This window comes from Nocardiopsis sp. TRM 82005, from assembly GCF_056312425.1.
In genome coordinates, this window is record NZ_JBWDTQ010000021.1 from 156001 (window position 1) to 173674 (window position 17674).

The following is a 17674-nucleotide window of genomic DNA, read 5'->3' on the forward strand; positions in this document are numbered from 1 at the left end:
AGACGGTATGAGCGGGAAGGGACACGGCACGCACCGGCCGTGGCCGCAGGCACGCGAGGCCGCCGAGGCCCTGGGCGGGCGCAGGCCCCCCGTCCCGCGTGATCTTCCCCTCGCGGACGCCCTGGGCGCGGTCCTCCACGCGGACGTGCGAGCCCTGGCGGGCCTGCCCGCTTTCGACGCCTCGGCCATGGACGGCTTCGCCGTGGCGGGCGGGGGCCCCTGGCGGCTGGTCGGCACGCAGCTGGCGGGAGCGCCCTCGGCGTCCGCGGGCCTGCGTCCCGGCGAGGCCGTCGAGATCGCCACGGGTGCCCGGGTCCCCAAGGACACCGAGTCCGTGCTGCCCTACGAGCTGGCCGTCACCCGTGACGGGACGGTGGACGGACCCGCCGAGACGGGCCGCCACGTGCGCTGGTCGGGGGAGGAGACCGCCCCTGGTGAGACCGTTCTCACACGCGGGGCCGTGGTCGGTCCGGCGGCGCTGGGCCTGGCCGCCAGCCTGGGCCACGAGACTCTGCCCGTGCTGCGTCCTCGGGTCTCGGTACTGGTCACCGGGGACGAGGTCACCACCTCGGGCCTGCCCGGTGACGGGAGTGTGCGTGATGCCATCGGCCCCATGCTGCCGGGGATCGTCGACCGCGCGGGCGGCAGGGTCGAGGACGTGCGCCACCTGGGTGACGACCGGCGACCGCTGCTCGACGTAGTGGCGGGCCCGGACTGTGACGTGGTCGCCGTGTGCGGCTCCTCCTCCCGAGGGCCGGCCGACCACCTGCGCTCGGTCCTGGCGGAGCTGGGCGCACGCGTCGTGGTGGACGGCGTCGCCTGCCGTCCGGGCCACCCGCAGCTGCTGGCGCACACCGACCGGACCGTGTTCGTGGGCCTTCCGGGAAATCCGGGGGCCGCCCTCGTCGCCGCGGTGACCCTGCTGGTTCCCCTGCTCGCCGCCATGGCGGGCCGCCCGGACCCCTGCCGGGGACTTCCCCCGGCCGTCCTGGAGGGCCGGGTGAGCGCCCACTCCAGGGACACCAGGCTCGTTCCAGTCCACCTGGAGGGAGGCCGTGCCCGTCCGGTAGGCCACGATCGGCCGGGCAGTCTGCGCGGCGCCGCCCTGGCCGACGCCTACGCGGTGGTCCCCCCGGGCTGGGACGGGGCCGAGGCGGACCTGGTCCGCCTCCCCTGAGCCCGTCGGCCCCGGACACACGCCGGCCCCGGGGGCGCGTCCCCCCCCGGGGCCGTGCCGTGCTGACCACCCGTCGTGCTGGCTACCCGTCGCCCCGCTCAGCCCCGGCGCCCTCCTCGGCGGGCTCCGGAGCGGGCACCGGTTCCACCGCCGGGTTGCCCCGGCCGCGCAACAGCACCCAGGCCTGCGCGGCGGCGTACAGGACGATCACCACGGCGATGGCGCTGGTCAGGTGCATCCCGTCGGTGAACGCGGACCGCGCCGCGTTCATGAGGGCACCGCCCGTGGCGCCGCCCAGATCGGTGGCGGTGTTCGCGGCACCGCCCAGCGTCTCCCGGGCGGCGTCCACCGCGTCCGGCGGGACCGTGTCCACCGCGCTCAGGTTCGCCCGGTAGGACGCGGTCAGCACGCTGCCCAGCACCGCGACACCGAGCGCGGCGCCCAGTTCGTAGGCGGTCTCGGAGATCGCCGAGGCCGCGCCGGCGCGCTGCGGCGGGGACGCCGACATGATCGCGCCGTTGGTCAGCGTCTCGGCGAACCCCGAACCCGTGGCGATCAGCGCGAAGCCCAGCGCCACCAGCGTCACACCGGTGACCACACCGGCCTCCGGCGCGAACACCAGCACAGCGAACCCCGCCGCGGTCACCAGCAGGGCCCCGCCGACCACAGTGGCCAGACTCATACGGCGTGACAGCCGTACCGCGACCAGGCTCGCCAGGACCGACATCACCAGCCCCGGGACCAGCACGAAACCGGCCCGCATCGGCGAGACTCCCAGGACCAGCTGCAGGTACTGCGTCAGGAAGAACAGCGACGAGACCAGCGAGAACACGATCATCAGGTTGGTGGCCACGGCCACGCTGAACACCCGGTACCGGAACAGGCCCACGTCGATCAGCGGGTCGTCGAGTCCCCGCTGCCGACGGACGAACACGTAGCCCAGGGCCAGGCCGGCCACCAGCGTCACCACTGGGACGACCTCCAGGCCCTCGGTGGCCAGCTCCTTGATCCCGTACACGACGGGCAACATCGCGGCCATCGACAGCACCACGCTCAGCAGGTCCAGGCGCCCCGGCTCGGGGTTGCGCGACTCACGCACCAGCAGCGGGACCAGCACCAGGATCAGCGCCATCACCGGCAGGTTGACCAGGAAGACCGATCCCCAGAAGAAGTGCTCCAGCAGCCAGCCGCCCAGGATCGGGCCGAGCGCGGCACCGCCGGAGAACCCGGAGGCCCACAGGGCGATGGCCAGCAGCCGCTGGCGCGGGTCCAGGAAGGTGTTGCGCAGCAGGGACAGGGTGGAGGGCATCAGTGAGGCGCCCGCCACCGCGAGCAGTGCGCGGGCCAGGATCAGCACCTCGGCCGTGGGTGAGAACGCGGCCAGCAGGGAGGCCACCCCGAAGGCGGCCGATCCCATCATGAGCAGGCGCCGCCGACCGATGCGGTCGCCCAGGGACCCCATGGTGATCAGCAGCCCGGCCAGGACGAAGCCGTAGACGTCGACGATCCACAGCAGCTGGCCCGCGCTGGGACGCAGCTGCTCGCTCAGTGCGGGGACGGCGAACCCGAGCACGGTCGAGTCGACCGAGATCAGGACCACCGGCAGGACCAGGACGGCCAGGGCGGCCCACTCGCGCGGACCCGCGAGGGCGGGCGCCGCGCCGTCGCGGCCGCGCACGCCAGTGGTGCCGTTTCCGGCCTTGGCGGAACTCATCTTTCCTCGTTACGTGATCGCTGGTGGCGCGCCGCTCGGCTCAGAGGGCGCGGTCGCGGCCCGGCGGGAGGCGGAAGGCGAACGGCCGGGCGGGCGGGAACGGGAAGTCTGGTCGACCGAGGGCATGCGTCGGGACTCTTCAACCGTCCAGCCGGTACAGTACCGTCCAGCCGGTACAGTGTCAATCGTGAATGCTTCGAACACCCGCGACCGGATCCTCGACTCCCTCCAGGGCATCCTCATCGGTGAGGGTTACTCAGGAGTGACCCTGGAGGCCGTGGCCCGTGACGCCTCAGTGTCCAAGGGCGGGCTGCTGTACCACTTCCCGTCCAAGGCCGCCATGTTCACGGGGCTCATCGAGCGCCTGAGCGTGCTGGCCGAGGAGGAGTTCCGCGAGGCCGTGGAGGGGGAGGAGGGCGTGGTCCGCGTCTTCCTGCGCACCTCGCTGCCGCGCAGCACGGAGGAGCGCGAGCTGTTCTGGGCGGTCATCGCGGCCCTGCGCGGCCAGGAGGACATGCCGGAGGAGGCCGCCCGCAAGGTCCAGCGCCTCTTCGGCCGCTGGGGCGAACTGCTGCACGCCGAGCTCACCGACCCAGTCCTGGCCGAGGTCATCCTGCGCGCGGGCGACGGCCTGTACATGTCGGCGATCGCCGGACTGCCCCAACCCGACCCTGAGCTGACCCGGCGAATGATCGACCGTCTGGCCGAGGCCGCCGACAAGGTGCGCCGCGAGCGCTGAGGCGGCGGCCCCGTCGCGGCTCAGACCCTCTGCCGGAGTACCTGGAGCTCCTTGTCTCCGGCGAGCACCCGCTTGACGGGGGTGAAGCCCTGCCTCTCGTAGTAGCGCACGAGCGCTCCGTCGCCGCCCGCCCAGCAGTTCACGCGCAGCAGTCCGATGCCGCGCCCGCGTGCCTGTCTGCGGGCGAGGGCGAGCAGCGTGCCGCCCACGTTCTGTCCGGCGTACGCACGGGAGACCAGCAGCAAGTGGACGTAGAGTTCGCGCTCGGCCACCGGGGGCGCGTAGTCGGGGGCCTGCTCGGTGATGGTGAGGAACCCGGCCGTGTCATCGCCGATCTCGGCCACCCACAGCCCCTCGGCGACCAGTCCCTCCACCCGGGCGACCCTGCCCGGGTCGTGTGACCAGGGCTGGTCGCCCCACTGGCCGGAGCGGCCGTGCTCGGCCAGCCACGCCACAGTGGCGTCGAACGTCTCCAGCGCCGCCGGCAGGTCCGCCGGTCCGCCTTGGCGCAGCCTCATGTGTCCGCCTCACCCGTCGGGGAACAAATACAACCAACGCACGGTAGCCGGTCGGCGGGCCGTCCAGCACACGGATCCACTCGGCACGGAGCGAAGGAGGGGAGCTGTCGCCGTGGTGACCGTGCGCGCGGATCCCACCGGTGCCCCTACCGGTGCCCGCGTACGAGGAAGATGGTCGTGTGGTGCTGTTCACGTACCCGGGATCATGATTTACTTGCCAGTAACTTCGTTGCCGCAGCCGGGCTCCGTGCTCGTAGGGTGCCCGTACACCCCGCGAGGTGAAGTGTGCACTACCTCCAGGAGTGGGGCGAGCCGTGTCGACCGCGACCGGTCTCTTCGCGAGACTGTTGCCATCTCGTAGGGGCGTCCACGGGGTGAGAACACGCAGACGGGAAAGCGGGGGTCGGATGCACAGGCTCACCAACCAGGTAAGACCCTACGCCTGGGGAGCTCGCACGGCCATCCCACGGCTGCTGGGCACCGATCCCGACGGCACGCCCCAGGCCGAGCTCTGGCTGGGTGCCCACCACGGTGCGCCGAGTACGGCGCACTGCGATGGCGGCCTGCGCCCCCTGCCCGGCCTCATCGCCGACAACCCCCACCGCGTGTTGGGGCGACGCACCGCCGAGCGCTTCGGGGGACGGCTGCCCTTCCTGCTCAAGGTCCTGGCCGCCGAAGAGCCCCTCTCCCTCCAGGTGCACCCCGGCGCCGCCCGCGCCCGGGCCGGGTTCGAGGCCGAGGAGTGTTCGGGCATCCCCCTCGGAGCCCCCCACCGCAACTACCGTGATCCCCACCACAAGCCCGAACTCCTCCTCGCCCTGGAACCCTTCGAGGCGCTGTGCGGCTTCCGCGAACCCGCGGCGGCCCACGCCGACCTGGACGGGCTCACCTGTGAACTGGCCGCCTCACTGCGCGGCGACCTGGCCCTGCCCGACACCCACGCCGCCCTGCGCGCCGCACTGACCCGCCTGCTCACCCTCCCCGACAGCGACCGCGAACGGCTGATCGGTGACTTCGTGCGCGAGTGGTCGGCCTCCGGCCCGCACGGCCTTCACCGCGGCATCGTCGCGGACCTGGCCGACCGCTACCCGGGCGACCCGGGCGCGGTCGCCGCCCTACTGCTCAACCGGGTCACCCTGTGGCCGGGGCAGGCCCTGTTCCTGCCCGCGGGCAACATGCACGCCTACCTCCAGGGCACCGCCGTGGAGGTGATGGCCAGTTCCGACAACGTGCTGCGTGCCGGGCTCACCCGCAAGCACGTGGACGCGCCCGAGCTGCTGGACGTGGTCGACTTCTCGGTGCTGCCCATCCCCTACGCCCGGCCCTGCCATGTGGAGGGGCGCCGGGAGTTCCGCCCGCCCGCGCCCGAGTTCGCTCTGCACGAGATCGGTCCCGGCCACATCACCGCCCACCTGCCGGGGGAGGGGCCGACCGTCGTGCTCGCCCTGCACGGCCAGGTGGAGCTGGTCGCCGAGGTCGGCCAGGGGCTGACCTTGCAGCGCGGCGAGTCGGTGTTCGTGCAGGCGGACAGCGGGCCGATCAAGGTCGAGGGGCGCGGGCACATCGTCGCCGCGACCGTCGGGGACCCCTGAGGAACCGGCCGGAGCCGCTCCGCGCCAGGTCTGTGCCAGGTCCGAGCCGGGGCACACCGGGCGCGCCGATACCCTGGGCTCTTCTGTTCCCATAGACAACGCGAGGGGTACCACCATGGCGCTTGAGCGTCCGGAGATCGACTTCATCGAGGGCCCGCCGCCCGCCGACCTGGAGGTCACCGACATCGAGATCGGCGAGGGCGCGCAGGCCGGTCACGGCAGCACCGTCGACATCCACTACGTCGGCGTGGCCTTCTCCAGCGGCGAGGAGTTCGACGCCAGCTGGAACCGCGGCACCCCGCTGAGCTTCCGGCTCGGCACGGGCCAGGTCATCCAGGGCTGGGACCAGGGCGTCATGGGCATGCGCGTGGGCGGCCGCCGCAAGCTGGTCATCCCGCCGCACCTGGCCTACGGCGAGCGCGGCGCCCCGGGCGCCATCAAGCCGAACGAGACCCTGATCTTCGTCTGCGACCTGGTCGGCGTGCACTAGGTCGCGGTGAGGGTTCGCCCGCGCCCCGGTTCCGACCACACGGACCGGCCGGGCACACGAAGGGGCCCGTGCCGCGCTCCCACGCGCGGCACGGGCCCCTTCTCCCGCTCCTAGCCCAAGGTTGCGCCCACCTTCACGTGGCCCTTGAGCAGGTCGCGGGCGATCGTGCGGCGCTGGATCTCGTCAGTGCCCTCGAAGATGCGCAGCAGCCGCACGTCGCGGTAGAAGCGCTCGATGGGCAGCTCACGGGTGTAGCCCATGCCGCCGTGGATCTGCATGACGCGGTCGACGATCTCGTTGGCCTTCACACCGCCGAAGAGCTTGGCGATGGACTGCGCGTGCCGCGAGTCCCGGCCCATCGACACCTGCCAGGCGGCGTGCAGCACCAGCAGGCGCAGCGCCTCGATCTCGGTCTGGGAGTCGGCGATCATCCACTGGATGGCCTGCCGGTCGGCGATGGGCGCGCCGAAGGTCTCGCGTGTGCGGGAGTACTCGACCGCCATGTCCAGCAGCCGCTCGCAGCCGCCGAGCGCACGGGCGGGCAGCAGGTAGCGGCCCTTGCCGATCCACTTCATGGCCAGCTCGAAGCCGCGGCCCTCCTCACCCAGGATGTTCTCGTGGGGCACGCGAACATCCTGGAAGATCAGGGCGGCGGGGCGGCGCTCGCCCATGGTGTCGATGGGCTCGGAGGTCCAGCCCGCGTCGCGGTCGACGAGGAAGCAGGTCACGCCCCCGTTGGCGCCCAACGCAGGGTCGGTGACGGCGAAGACCATGGCGAAGTCGGCCTCGTTGCCGCCGGTGATGAAGGTCTTCTCGCCGTTGATGACCCACTCGTCGCCGTCGCGGACCGCGCTGGCGCGGATGGCCTTGGCGTCGGAGCCCGCGCCGGGCTCGGTGATGGCGAAGCAGGAGCGGCGCTCACCGGCGATGGTGGGCAGCAGGTAGCGCTTCTTCTGCTCGTCGTTGGCGTGGTAGAGGATGTTGTCGGCCTCACCGCCGAACTTGAAGGTCAGGAAGCTCCTGCCCAGCTCGGTCTCGATGATCGCGGCGGTGATCGGGTCCAGGCCCATGCCGCCGTACTCCTCGGGGGTCTCCACGCCCCAGAAGTCGGACTTGCGGGCCAGCTCGCGCAGGCGGGTGTTCTCCTCGGCGTTGAGTCCGGGCGGGTGCCCCTCGCGCTCGCGGCGCAGCACCTCGTTCTCCAGCGGCATCAGCTCCCGCTCGACGAAGGTCCGCACCCAGTCGCGGACGGCGCGCTGCTCTTCGCTCAGTGAGAAATCGATCACGGCCTGTCTCCCCAGTAACCTAACAGTGTTCGGTTATTTGAGGGTACGGTGTCCATGGCCGTGCGTGCAAGGGGGGTCTCGGAGCAGGTGGGAGCGGGCGCCACGGCGCCGCCGCGGAATCCGCGGGGGAGTTGCGGGGGGCGGGGCGTCCATGTGCGCGAAAGCCACCAAGAGGCCGCATACGGCGCGCCGACGTGCGATGATCAGGCCGGACGCCGGAGGGACCGGTTCGTCCGCCGCAGTGGAGAAGGGGATCCTTCCGTGGCCCGACCCAAGACGCCGATCCTGAGTAAACCGGCCATCCGTCAAAGCGCGCTCGCGCTCGTCGACCGGGACGGGCTGGACGGGCTGTCCATGCGCAAACTCGCCCAGGAGCTCGACGTCCAGGCTGCCTCCCTCTACAGCCACTACCGCACCAAGGAGGAGCTGCTCACCGACGTCGCCAACGAGGTCACCTCATACATCGACGTCTCGGGGTTCGAGGGCGGCGACTGGCGTGAGGGGCTCACCGTCTGGGCCCGCTCCTACCGCGACGCCCTCACGGAGCACCCCCAGCTGCTGCCGGTGGTCTCCTCCGGGCCCGGCCGCCGTGAGGAGGCGCTGCGCCGCGCGGACGCCGTGCACGGCGGGCTGGTGGGCGCAGGGTGGCCGCCCCGCTACGCCACGATGATCGGCGCCTCCACCAAGTACCTGGTCGTGGGGGCCGCCACCAACTCCTTCGCCCGCGGGTTCGACGACGACGTGAGCGTCTACCGGGACCGCTACCCGAACCTGTCGCAGGCCCACCGCCTGCCCGAGCACGCCACCGAGATCGACGACGCGAGCTTCGAGCTGGCGCTGTCGGCCTTCCTGGACGGACTCACCGGCGTCTTCGCCCGCGTCAGGGTCCGGGACTGAGCGCGGGGGAGTCGACCCAGGCGCACAGCGCGTCCAGGGCGGCCTCGGCGCGCTCCCGGTCCCCGGTGGTGAGGTAGTCGCCCTCCAGGCCGGAGTAGGCCGCGTTGAGCAGGGTGGCCCGGGTCAGGGCCTCCTCGGCGGGCAGCCCGCGTAGCCGCAGGCACCGGGCGACGAACTCGGCGCGCCCACGCACGAAGCCGGCCCGGGCGGTCAGGCGCCCGCCCGCGGTCAGGCCCTCGATCTCCAGCAGCAGCCGGGTCATCTCCAGCTCCGGACCCAGGTGGCGCTGCCAGGAGTCGCGGATGACCGCGCTGACCGGTACCGAGGGGTCGTCCCAGCCCGGTGTGGCGCGCAGCGCCGTGTGCTGGCGCTCGTCCAGCCGCTCCAACACCGCCGTGAGCAGGGCTTCCTTGTCCGCGAAGTGGTGGGTGAGCACGCGGGTGCTCCGCCCGAGGCCCTGGGCCGCGCCGCGCAGGGTGAAACCGGACACGCCGGTACGGGCCAACTGGTCGATGACGGCGTCGACGACAGCGCGCCGGCGTTCGGGATCGGCCGGTCTGGGCACAACACCACCTCCGCCCTCACCCTGGCACACCCAGTTAGGGTAACAAATGTTACCTTAACTTCCATGCGCCGTCCGATCTGGCTCCCGGCCCTGGCCCTTGCCGCCCTCACCGTCCAGACCGACGACTTCGTCGTCCTGGGCGTGCTGCCCGGACTCGCCGCCGACCTGAGCGTCTCGGAGTCGGCCGCCGGACAGCTGGTCACCGTGTACTCGCTGACCTACGCCCTGTCCGCACCGGCCTGGGCGCTCCTGCTACCGCGTGTGCCCGTGCGCCGTGCCCTGTGCGTCGGGCTCGTCGTGTTCACCGCCGCCAACCTGGCCGTTCCCGCCGTCGACGGCTGGGCGCAGCTCCTCGTGCTGCGCGTGGCCGCGGCCCTGGCCGCCGCCGTGGTGATGCCCGCGGCCCTGGCCACGGCCGCGGCCCAGGCGCCTCCCGGCCGCAGGGGCCGCTACCTCGCCACCGTGACGACCGGTCTCACCGGCGCCGTCCTTCTCGGTGTGCCCGCCGGGACCTGGGTCGGCGCGGTGTTCGGCTGGGAGGGCGCCTTCCTGCTCTGCGGCGCCCTGAGCGTGCTGGCCCTGGCCCTGATCGCCCGGACCCTGCCCTCCGGCGATCCCGTAGGGGCGCGCGTCACCCCCGCCGACCTGTTGCGGCCCCTGGCCAGGGGCCCCGTCGCCGTCCTGCTGGCGGTCACCGTTCTGGCGGTGGCGGGCAACCTGGCCTTCCAGACCTACCTGGCGCCCGTCCTGGCCGGGCTGTCCGGGGTGACCCCACGTGTGCTCGCCCTGCTTCTGGTCTGCTCCGGCGCGGGCGGCCTGCTGGGCACCCAGGGCGCGGGCCGCATCATCGACCGGTTCGGAGCGGTGCGGTCCCTGGCGTACGCACTCGGCGTCTTCTGCGTGATGATGTTCGCCCTGGCACTGCTGTGGCCGCTGCGGCCGGTCCCGGTGGCGGTGGTCGCCGCGTTGCTGGTGTGCTGGTCAGCCGCCGCGTGGGCGGTTCCGCCCGGCCTCCAGGCGCTACTGCTCGACCGGGCCGGAAAGCGGTCCGCCACCCAGGCGATGGCCGTGCAGAGCGCCTCGGTCCACGTCGGGGCCGCATCCGGAGGGGCGCTCGGCGGTGGCGCCATGGCGGTCGGTGCCGGCCTGGTGCCCGTAGCCGCCGCGGTTCCGGCGGCGCTCGCACTGCTCATCGTCCTCACAGCGGCCAGGGACGGCAGCGGCGCGGCACCGGAGCAGGACGTCGACCCCCTCTGAGCCGGGGCAGGGCCCCGCCTCCTCGGAAAGCCCGTGCGGTGAGCCGGTCCAGGCGCGCAGCGCGCCGCCAGCACCGTGTCGGCCGCTCCCTCGACCAGGCCGAACAGTGCCAGGTCTACGGCGATTTCGACCAGGTCCGAAGGAGGTTGAGCGCGAACGCCGCCTGCGCCGGCGCCTGTGCCGCCAGCGCAAGGGGTCGGCCAACCGGGCCAGGGCCAAGGCCGCCCTGTCGAAGCTGACCGGGCGTGTACGGGCCCGGCGTGCTGATTTCGCCGCGCAGACCGCACGCGTGCTGTGCGGTAAGAACGCGGTCGTGGTGTTGGAGAAGCTCCACACCACGAGCATGACCGCCTCGGCCAAGGGCACCGCCGACGCACCGGGCCGAGGCGTGCGGCAGAAGGCGGGGTTGAACCGGGCGATCCTGGCCAAGGGGTGGCCCGGGTTCGGACTCGCGTGCCACAACGCCGCCCGCCGGACCGGTACCAAGATCGTGGAGGTCGGTCCCGCGTACACGTCCCAGACCTGTCACCCGTGCGGGTACGTCGCGTCGCAGAGCCGAGAGAGCCAATCGGTCTTGCGGTGCGGCGCGTGCGGGTACAGGCCTCACGCGGACGTGAACGCGGCCCGGAACACCCTTGCGCGCGGATGGACTGATCCTTCGGGGCGAACCGTGCCAGCCTGTCGAGACCTCTGGGTCGCCGTGTCGGTGAAGCGGGAACCAGCGCGCGCCGCGAGGCGCGCAGTGCCACCATCCCGTCAGGGGTGGTCGGAATCCTCTTCTTCAGGAAGAGGAGGAAGCCAAGGTCTTGAGAGTAGTGTCCTGTGGCGAGACGAGATACGACGATGGGACGGATTCCATGCCGCTCGAAGGTGTGTACGAGCCAAGCCCGACGGAGTGGGTGCGCAACCAGGTTGAGCAGATCGAGGAGTCTGGTGGGACCGAGGGGATGAGCATGCGCGGCATGCCCGTCATCCTGCTCACCACGCGTGGCGCCAAGAGCGGCAAGCTGCGCAAGACCCCGCTGATGCGGGTGGAGCACGAGGGCCGCTACGCCGCGGTCGCCTCGCTCGGCGGCGCGCCCAAGCACCCTGTCTGGTACCACAACGTCATCGCCGACCCGCGCGTGGAACTCCGGGACGGCACCGTGCGCAAGGACATGACGGCCCGTGAGGTCACGGGCGAGGAGAAGGCGCTGTGGTGGGAACGCGCCGTGGCGGCCTTCCCCGACTACGCCGACTACCAGAAGAAGACCGACCGCGAGATCCCGGTCCTCGTGCTGGAGCCCGTCGACGACCACTGAGCCGCCCGGTCGATCCGACGCCCCTTCCCGCGGGCCGGGGAGGGGCGTGGACGAGTGGCACGCCGATGGCGGGCGAAGCGGAACGGCCGCGTCCGTGGACGGCCCCGGCCGGGCCCGGGAGCACTCTTCCTCAGGTGGGGAGGGGTGGCACGGTGGAGGCCGTGAACACTCCGATACGCGTCCTGCTCGTCGACGACGACCCGCTGGTCCGCTCCGGCCTGGGCGTCATGCTCTCCGGCGACGGGGACATCAAGGTGGTGGGAGAGGCCGGGGACGGCGCCGAGGTGGCCGCCGCTGTGGTCGAGCACCGGCCGGACGTGGTGCTCATGGACGTTCGCATGCCCGGGATGGACGGGATCGCCGCGACCGAGGCGCTGCGCGGAGGTAGCGGAGTGCGTCCCCAGGTCCTGGTGCTCACCACCTTCGACGCCGACGCCACAGTGGTACGGGCGCTACGCGCCGGAGCCGCCGGGTACCTGCTCAAGCACACGAGGCCGGAGCGGATCGTGGAGGCGGTGCGCCGCGCGGCCGCGGGGGAGCCGGTGCTCTCGCCGAGCGTGACCCGCGCGCTCATGGGCCGGGTGGCCGGTACCGACTCCGCGGAGCACGCCGAGGCGCCCTCGCGTCGCGAGCGGGCCCGGGAACGGCTGGCGCTGCTGTCCGACCGCGAGCGGGAGGTGGCCGAGGCGGTCACCGACGGGCTGTCCAACGCCGAGATCGCCGAGCGGCTGTACATGTCGATGGGCACGGTGAAGGCACATGTGTCCAGCGCCCTGGGCAAACTGGACCTGTCCGGGCGGGTCCAACTGGCCCTGCTCGCCCACGACGCCCGCGACCCCGACCCGCCCTCCGTGCCGTGACCGTCTTGTACCCACGGCGGGCCTCGAACACCGAACCTCGCTGTGAGTACAAGATCCACTGGTTCGCCGTGGCGGTCGTCGGGGAGGGCTTCGGCGGGGTCTGCCACGTGTGGGACCCGGCCCCCGTCGCCAACGGCTGACGTCACCCGCCCGCGGCGTCCCCGGCCTCCCAGCGCAGCAGATCTCCCGGTTGGCACTCGAGCACCTCGCAGAGCGCGGTGAGCGTCGTGAAGCGCACCGCCTTGGCGCGGCCGTTCTTGAGCACCGCCAGGTTGGCGGGCGTGATCCCGACGCGGTCCGCGAGCTCGCCCACGGACATCTTCCGTTTGGCCAGCATCACGTCGATGTCGACGGTGATCGGCATCAGATGACCTCTTCCAGCTCGGCCCGCATCCGTGTCGCCTCGACGTCGCGCGCGACGGCCTGAGCGAGCAGCATCCGCAGCACGAGCACGATGAGCGCGACCCCCAGGACCGCCACGACGGTCCCGCACATCAGGAGGACGACGCCCGGGGCGACGGCCTCGCCCGGGGCCAGGACGACCGCGAGCGCGAACAGCAGGAGGGCGGCCGCCACGATCGCGCCGATCACGATGTGCACATACCGGAAGGCGGCATGGGAGAACACGGTTCCGCGTCGCACCATCGTCACCAGCCGCCACACGCAGACCATGACGACCTGGGCCGTCACGACGCCCAGGATCGTGATCACGAGGACCGGGGCGCGCAGGTACGAGAAGTCCGCGTTGAGCTCCCTCAGATCGATGGCCAGCAGCGGAACCATCACCGCCTGCACGAACACCGAGCCGGCGAGCAGCACCACGAGCACGGCGCGCAGCGCAAGCACCGTCAGCTTTCCCATTGTCTCTCCCTCGATCGAACAGCGATGGAAATCTATCGATATTCGATAAGTGTGGCAAGGGGTCGGGCAGCTCGGTCCAGCAAGGCCGCCCCACGAGGCCAGCGGTCACGCCCGCGCGTCGTCCCTGCTCCGGGCAGGGCCCGTTCGAAGGCCGGCCATGGCCCTGTTCGGCCCCCGCCGTGTCAGATCCGCGCGGACAGCCGCCAGAACGCCAGGCCCTGCCCGGCCACCAGGCCGATGGTGGCCACCGCGTACACGGCCCATACCAGCGCCAGCCCTCCGGCCCCGGCGACGGGCACCGCCACCAGAGCCAGCAGCCCGTAGCAGGCCGCGAACGTGTACATCGACGGCTTGGTGTTCCTGATGCCCAGCAGCCCCATCCCCGGCAGCGCCTGCGCGGTGTCGGCCACGACCACCACGAACAGCACGGGCAGCAGCGCGCCCACCGCGGCCGCGACCTCGGGATCGTCGGTGAGCAGTCCGACGACCGGATCCGACGCGGCCCACACCAGCGCAGCGCCCACCGCGACCACCGGGAGCGCCACCAGGTAGCCCGCCAGGACGGACCGGCGTACCCCGGCCCGGTCGCCCCCTCCTGCGGCGCGGGCGGTGAAGGGCACGGTGGCCTGGCCGGTGGCCGTGGCCGAGAGGAAGACGAAGGTGGCGACGACCACGAGCAGCTGGTGGGCGGCGGCGTCCACGGAACCCAGCCGAGACACCGCCAGCGCCAGGACGCCCATCGCGCCGAACTTGGCCAGCAGCGTGGAACCGGTGGGCAGGCCCACCCGCGCGATCCGGCGGACACCCGACCAGCGGGGTGGTCCGATCCGGACCGGCTGCCCGCGCAGGACGGTCATGCGGCGCGCGACGTACAGAGACAGGCAGACGGCGACGCCCCCGTCGGCCAGCGCCGCCACCCCGGCACCGGTCAGGCCCATCGCGGGCACCGGGCCCGGACCCAGCACGAGCGCGGGGGTGAGGACGACCACGACGGCGGTGGTGACCAGGCTCAGCGCCAGGACGGCACGGTTGTGCCCCAGCCCGATGAGCAGCACGGTCATCGCGGCCCGTGCCGAGGCGATGACCACGTACAGGCCCATGAACAGCGGATAGGGGCCGAACGCGGCCAGCGTGGGGTCGGCCACGCCGATCAGCCGTCCCCACAGGGGTGCGGTGGCGACCAGGAGGCCGCCGAGCGTGCCCGTGACCAGGGCCAGCCAGAGGCTGTCGCGGAGCACCGGAGCGAGCGCACGGGGGTCCTCCCCGTTCTCGGCGACGAAGGGCGTCGACCCGCGCAACACGCCCTGGACGACCATCAGTACCGGGTTGAACACCGCGATGACCAAGGCGTAGGCAGCGAGCTGCGCGGTTCCGGAACTGCCGAGCACCCCAGCGGTGACCATGCCGCCCGCCATGGTGGCGAGCATGGACAGATACAGCGGGGCCGCCTTGCCCGCGATCCTCCGGGACAGGGCGCCCACGGGGCCGGGGCCCTCCACTGGCGCCGCGGCGCCCGCCGGCCCCGGGGATCCGCTGGCGCCACCCTCGTCAGTGCCGGATTCGGGGTCGGTGGGCATCGGTCGCTCTCCGAGGGGGACGCTTCCTGCGGGCGTCAGAAAACCTAGCACCTGCGGCCGGTAGGAGGAAGTAGAATTCTGAGCGAATATCCTTTTCGCCATGCCGGTGCCGAGGAATTGTGGGAACACGGGAAATGGCCGGAGCCAGCCTTTCCCATCCGGTTCCTCTCTGGGCAGGCCGTACGGGAGGGGCGTTGGTAGCGTTGGCGTCCGGGCCCCGGTTCGATGCCGGGGCGGCGAAGGTGTTCGACGAGGAGGGCGGTCCCCCGTGGCCAAAGAACGCGTGATCTGGGCAAAGAAACTTCCTGAGGTCTACGGGAAACTCGACGAGATCGACAAGGTCATCGCCGGGCACCTCGACGCCAGCCTTCTGGAGCTGGTCAAGCTGCGCGCCTCGGTGCTCAACGGCTGCTCCTTCTGTGTCGACCTGCACACCCGGGCCGCCCTGGAGGCGGGGGAGAGCCAGCAGCGGCTCTTCCTGGTCTCCGCCTGGTACGAGGCCGGTGAGATCTTCACCGGCGCCGAGCGGGCCGCCCTGGCGCTTACCGACGAGATCACCCGGCTGGGTGAGCACGGGGTGTCCGACGAGGCCTACGACGCCGCCGCGGAGCACTTCGACGACGAGTCCCTGGCCGCGCTCATCACCGCCGCCGCGGTGATGAACCTCTACAACCGGCTGGCCGTCACCAGCCACGTGCACCCGCGCAAGCGCTGAGTCCGGAGCCGGGCCGCCGACCGAACGGGCCGGTGGCCCGGCAGCCGGGTCCAGCCAGGCGAAACCGCCCCCGTCCTGGGGACGGAGGCGGCCCGGGAGGGAACTCAGGACCCCTGGCCCATGGTCTGCTGCGGTCCGCCTGTCTGCTGCGGTCCGCCAGTCTGTTCAGGCGTCTCCGTGGGGCGGGGGGCCGCGTGTGACGCCCGGTACCCGCTGCGGTAGACGGCCTCGTCGCCCTCCGTGCGCCCCGTGTCCGCGGGCTCCCGGGAGGGCCAGCCCGCGGTCAGGCCGTAGATCACCAGGATGTCCACGGCGATGGCGACCATCGACCACAGCGGCATCGCCATGACGAAGCCCAGCTGGGCGATGGCGTTCACCGAGGCGAGGATGAGGGCGAAGGCCCTGGCCCACGTGCTGCGGGAGAGCACCGCCAGGCCCGCGACGATCAGGGCCGCGCCCCACAGCCCGAGCAGGACACCCCAGGAGGCGTAGCCCAGGAGGAGTACGTCCGAGCTCGTGGCGGCGTAGAAGGCGGGGGTGAAGAACGACACCAGCCCCTGGATGACGTTGACGGCCCCGATGACGATCAGCAGTGTCGCGACGAAGAACTGCCAGCCGTTGGCTCCCTGCGTTCGCATGTCCGTTCCTTCCCGGCCGTTCCCCGAGGCCTTCTCCAGGACGTGGGAACGGCCGCTCGGGTGCCCCTCGCGGATGCGCGATCCGCGCGCCTTCCCTCCATCATCGAACCCGACGGGTCAGCGGAACCTCACCGGTGTCTCCGGATCCGGCAAAGCTCCCGGGCCGCCATCGGCGGGAATGATATTACGTAACTACGAAAAACAGGTATGGTGGAGACGTCATGGAGAGAACGACGGAGGAGCGGCTGGCGGACCTGGAGACACGGGTCGCCGCGCTGGAGGGAGGCACGGGCGCGGGGGCCGCGCGGGCCGGGGCCGCGGCGCAGCCGCCGGAGGACGTGTTCTTCGCCCTCAACGCCCTGCGCGAGCACGTCACCGGGCGCGGCGGAGTGGTCCTCGCCGGGATCGTCCGCGACGAGAAGGAGGAGGACGGGCTGGAGTGGCAGCAGGGACTACCGGTCGAGCGCCTGGAGGAGTCCGACTGGTCACGCCACGCCGCCAGCCTCGACGCCTTGGGCAAACCCGTGCGCCTCCAGTTGCTGCACGCCGTCTGGAACGGCACCAGCACCGTCGCCGAACTGGCCGAGCGCTCCGACTTCGGCACCACCGGCCAGATCTACCACCACGTCAACCTGCTCGCCGCCGCCGGATGGCTCACCACCGTCCGGCGCGGTCATTACGCCGTTCCCCCGGAACGCGTCGTCCCCCTGCTCGCCGTCCTGACGGCGGTGGGCGGCGCTCCCTAGGGGAGAGAGGAAGAGGACCCTGTGAGATCCAGAACACGGGTCGTCGCGGCCGCCTGCGCGGTGGCCGTCCTGATCGTCGCCGCCGGGATCGCCGTACGGCCGCACACACCGTCCCTGTCCACCGAGGAGGCCGGGGACCCCGGTCTGCTCGACCGGGCGCGGCCGCTGCTGGCAGGTGACACCCACGACCGGGTCAGCGTGGTCGAGATCGACGGCGACCGGACCCGCTCCGCCCACTTCGGCGCGGACGAGCACACCGACTACGAGATCGGCTCGGTCGTCAAGACCATGACCGGGGCCCTGCTCGCCGACGCCGTCGAGCGGGGCGAGGTCACCGAGGACACCCGCCTCGGAGAGCTCGTCGGGCTGGACGGTGCCCCGGCCGCCGACGTCACCCTGGCCGAACTGTCCGGCCACCGCTCCGGCCTGCCCAGGCTTCCCGGCCGCCTGACCGACCATGCCACCTCGATCGTGGCCGTCTACCTGGGGCGCGACCCCTACCCGTACGACTACGAGACCCTGGTCGAACAGGTCGCCGCCGCCGAACTGTCCGGCCGCGGCGAGTACGGCTACCGGTCTTATCCGAGAGTGCTTCGGCCTTCAGGCCGGAGGTGAATCGGATCCGAGCCCCACGCCCGTCCGTCAGGACGGGCGCTGCTGGTCCTCGATGTACTGGCGCAGCACGCTGATCGGAGCACCCCCGACCGATCCGGCGAAGTAGGACCCCGACCACAACCGCTT

Annotated in this window: 22 protein-coding genes; 13 read left to right on the forward strand and 9 right to left on the reverse strand. The window is 72.1% G+C overall.

Going from position 1 to position 17674, the window contains the following annotated elements:
• The first annotated feature begins 7 nt into the window (after window positions 1-7).
• Window positions 8-1177 carry a molybdopterin molybdotransferase MoeA gene (locus AC0T5L_RS17780; RefSeq protein WP_476166608.1) on the forward strand — a complete coding sequence of 390 codons (1170 nt, stop codon included), beginning with the start codon at window positions 8-10 and terminating at the stop codon, window positions 1175-1177.
• An 82-nt stretch (window positions 1178-1259) separates the two neighbouring features.
• On the opposite strand, the gene AC0T5L_RS17785 is transcribed toward AC0T5L_RS17780, so the two are convergent.
• On the reverse strand, window positions 1260-2891 hold the full coding sequence (locus AC0T5L_RS17785) for an MFS transporter (RefSeq protein WP_476166609.1): 1632 nt from the start codon (window positions 2889-2891) through the stop codon (window positions 1260-1262).
• Between the two features lie 187 nt (window positions 2892-3078).
• On the opposite strand from AC0T5L_RS17785, the gene AC0T5L_RS17790 reads away from it, so the two are divergent.
• A complete protein-coding gene (locus tag AC0T5L_RS17790; RefSeq protein WP_476166610.1) occupies window positions 3079-3630 on the forward strand; it encodes a TetR/AcrR family transcriptional regulator in 552 nt (183 codons plus the stop codon).
• 20 nt (window positions 3631-3650) lie between these two features.
• Here the strand turns inward: AC0T5L_RS17790 and AC0T5L_RS17795 are convergent, their stop codons facing one another.
• A complete protein-coding gene (locus tag AC0T5L_RS17795) occupies window positions 3651-4148 on the reverse strand; it encodes a GNAT family N-acetyltransferase (RefSeq protein WP_476166611.1) in 498 nt (165 codons plus the stop codon).
• Between the two features lie 407 nt (window positions 4149-4555).
• On the opposite strand from AC0T5L_RS17795, the gene manA reads away from it, so the two are divergent.
• Together manA and AC0T5L_RS17805 are read left to right on the forward strand one after the other, a co-directional pair.
• The gene (gene manA, locus AC0T5L_RS17800; RefSeq protein ID WP_476166612.1) at window positions 4556-5740 is read left to right on the forward strand and encodes a mannose-6-phosphate isomerase, class I; all 1185 of its coding nucleotides are present in this window, start codon (window positions 4556-4558) and stop codon (window positions 5738-5740) included.
• A gap of 115 nt (window positions 5741-5855) precedes the next feature.
• Window positions 5856-6230 (forward strand): FKBP-type peptidyl-prolyl cis-trans isomerase, encoded by a 375-nt coding sequence (locus AC0T5L_RS17805; RefSeq protein WP_476166613.1) that lies wholly within the window; start codon window positions 5856-5858, stop codon window positions 6228-6230.
• Window positions 6231-6340: 110 nt separating this feature from the next.
• Here AC0T5L_RS17805 and AC0T5L_RS17810 read toward each other — a convergent pair whose 3' ends face one another.
• Window positions 6341-7516, reverse strand: a complete 1176-nt coding sequence (locus tag AC0T5L_RS17810; RefSeq protein WP_476166614.1) for an acyl-CoA dehydrogenase family protein — start codon at window positions 7514-7516, stop codon at window positions 6341-6343.
• A gap of 261 nt (window positions 7517-7777) precedes the next feature.
• Here AC0T5L_RS17810 and AC0T5L_RS17815 point away from each other — a divergent pair, with 261 nt between their 5' ends.
• A complete protein-coding gene (locus AC0T5L_RS17815; protein WP_476166615.1) occupies window positions 7778-8413 on the forward strand; it encodes a TetR/AcrR family transcriptional regulator in 636 nt (211 codons plus the stop codon).
• Here the strand turns inward: AC0T5L_RS17815 and AC0T5L_RS17820 are convergent.
• Window positions 8397-8978: a TetR/AcrR family transcriptional regulator gene (locus tag AC0T5L_RS17820; RefSeq protein ID WP_476166616.1), complete on the reverse strand. Its 582-nt coding sequence runs from the start codon at window positions 8976-8978 to the stop codon at window positions 8397-8399. The genes AC0T5L_RS17815 and AC0T5L_RS17820 overlap by 17 nt on opposite strands.
• A 63-nt stretch (window positions 8979-9041) precedes the next feature.
• Between AC0T5L_RS17820 and AC0T5L_RS17825 the strand changes: the two genes are divergently transcribed.
• The 5 genes from AC0T5L_RS17825 (at window position 9042) to AC0T5L_RS17845 (ending at window position 12536) form a co-directional block, all read left to right on the forward strand.
• The gene (locus tag AC0T5L_RS17825) at window positions 9042-10235 is read left to right on the forward strand and encodes an MFS transporter (protein ID WP_476166617.1); all 1194 of its coding nucleotides are present in this window, start codon (window positions 9042-9044) and stop codon (window positions 10233-10235) included.
• Between the two features lie 106 nt (window positions 10236-10341).
• Complete coding sequence (locus AC0T5L_RS17830) at window positions 10342-11151, forward strand: RNA-guided endonuclease InsQ/TnpB family protein (protein ID WP_476166618.1); 810 nt, start codon at window positions 10342-10344, stop codon at window positions 11149-11151.
• Window positions 11093-11536, forward strand: coding sequence for a nitroreductase family deazaflavin-dependent oxidoreductase (locus tag AC0T5L_RS17835; RefSeq protein ID WP_476166619.1), 444 nt, complete (start codon window positions 11093-11095; stop codon window positions 11534-11536). Before AC0T5L_RS17830 ends, AC0T5L_RS17835 begins: the two co-directional genes overlap by 59 nt.
• 152 nt (window positions 11537-11688) lie before the next feature.
• Complete coding sequence (locus AC0T5L_RS17840) at window positions 11689-12396, forward strand: response regulator (protein ID WP_476166620.1); 708 nt, start codon at window positions 11689-11691, stop codon at window positions 12394-12396.
• Window positions 12393-12536 carry a hypothetical protein gene (locus AC0T5L_RS17845; protein WP_476166621.1) on the forward strand — a complete coding sequence of 48 codons (144 nt, stop codon included), beginning with the start codon at window positions 12393-12395 and terminating at the stop codon, window positions 12534-12536. Before AC0T5L_RS17840 ends, AC0T5L_RS17845 begins: the two co-directional genes overlap by 4 nt.
• A 2-nt stretch (window positions 12537-12538) precedes the next feature.
• Here the strand turns inward: AC0T5L_RS17845 and AC0T5L_RS17850 are convergent, their stop codons facing one another.
• The 3 genes from AC0T5L_RS17850 to AC0T5L_RS17860 form a co-directional block, all read right to left on the reverse strand.
• Window positions 12539-12760, reverse strand: a complete 222-nt coding sequence (locus tag AC0T5L_RS17850; RefSeq protein ID WP_476166622.1) for a helix-turn-helix domain-containing protein — start codon at window positions 12758-12760, stop codon at window positions 12539-12541.
• Window positions 12760-13257: a DUF2975 domain-containing protein gene (locus tag AC0T5L_RS17855; RefSeq protein WP_476166623.1), complete on the reverse strand. Its 498-nt coding sequence runs from the start codon at window positions 13255-13257 to the stop codon at window positions 12760-12762. The genes AC0T5L_RS17850 and AC0T5L_RS17855 overlap by 1 nt, the downstream gene beginning before the upstream one ends.
• 182 nt (window positions 13258-13439) lie before the next feature.
• Window positions 13440-14834 (reverse strand): MATE family efflux transporter, encoded by a 1395-nt coding sequence (locus tag AC0T5L_RS17860; RefSeq protein WP_476166624.1) that lies wholly within the window; start codon window positions 14832-14834, stop codon window positions 13440-13442.
• 268 nt (window positions 14835-15102) lie between these two features.
• Here AC0T5L_RS17860 and AC0T5L_RS17865 point away from each other — a divergent pair, with 268 nt between their 5' ends.
• Complete coding sequence (locus AC0T5L_RS17865) at window positions 15103-15549, forward strand: carboxymuconolactone decarboxylase family protein (RefSeq protein ID WP_476166625.1); 447 nt, start codon at window positions 15103-15105, stop codon at window positions 15547-15549.
• Between the two features lie 104 nt (window positions 15550-15653).
• Here the strand turns inward: AC0T5L_RS17865 and AC0T5L_RS17870 are convergent, their stop codons facing one another.
• Window positions 15654-16187: a DUF7144 family membrane protein gene (locus AC0T5L_RS17870; protein ID WP_476166626.1), complete on the reverse strand. Its 534-nt coding sequence runs from the start codon at window positions 16185-16187 to the stop codon at window positions 15654-15656.
• Between the two features lie 221 nt (window positions 16188-16408).
• On the opposite strand from AC0T5L_RS17870, the gene AC0T5L_RS17875 reads away from it, so the two are divergent.
• The gene (locus tag AC0T5L_RS17875; RefSeq protein WP_476166627.1) at window positions 16409-16933 is read left to right on the forward strand and encodes an ArsR/SmtB family transcription factor; all 525 of its coding nucleotides are present in this window, start codon (window positions 16409-16411) and stop codon (window positions 16931-16933) included.
• A gap of 21 nt (window positions 16934-16954) precedes the next feature.
• Window positions 16955-17548, forward strand: a complete 594-nt coding sequence (locus tag AC0T5L_RS17880) for a serine hydrolase (protein WP_476166628.1) — start codon at window positions 16955-16957, stop codon at window positions 17546-17548.
• 27 nt (window positions 17549-17575) lie between these two features.
• Here AC0T5L_RS17880 and AC0T5L_RS17885 read toward each other — a convergent pair.
• The coding region (locus tag AC0T5L_RS17885) for a transposase (protein ID WP_476166641.1) at window positions 17576-17674 on the reverse strand (99 nt) is incomplete at its 5' end.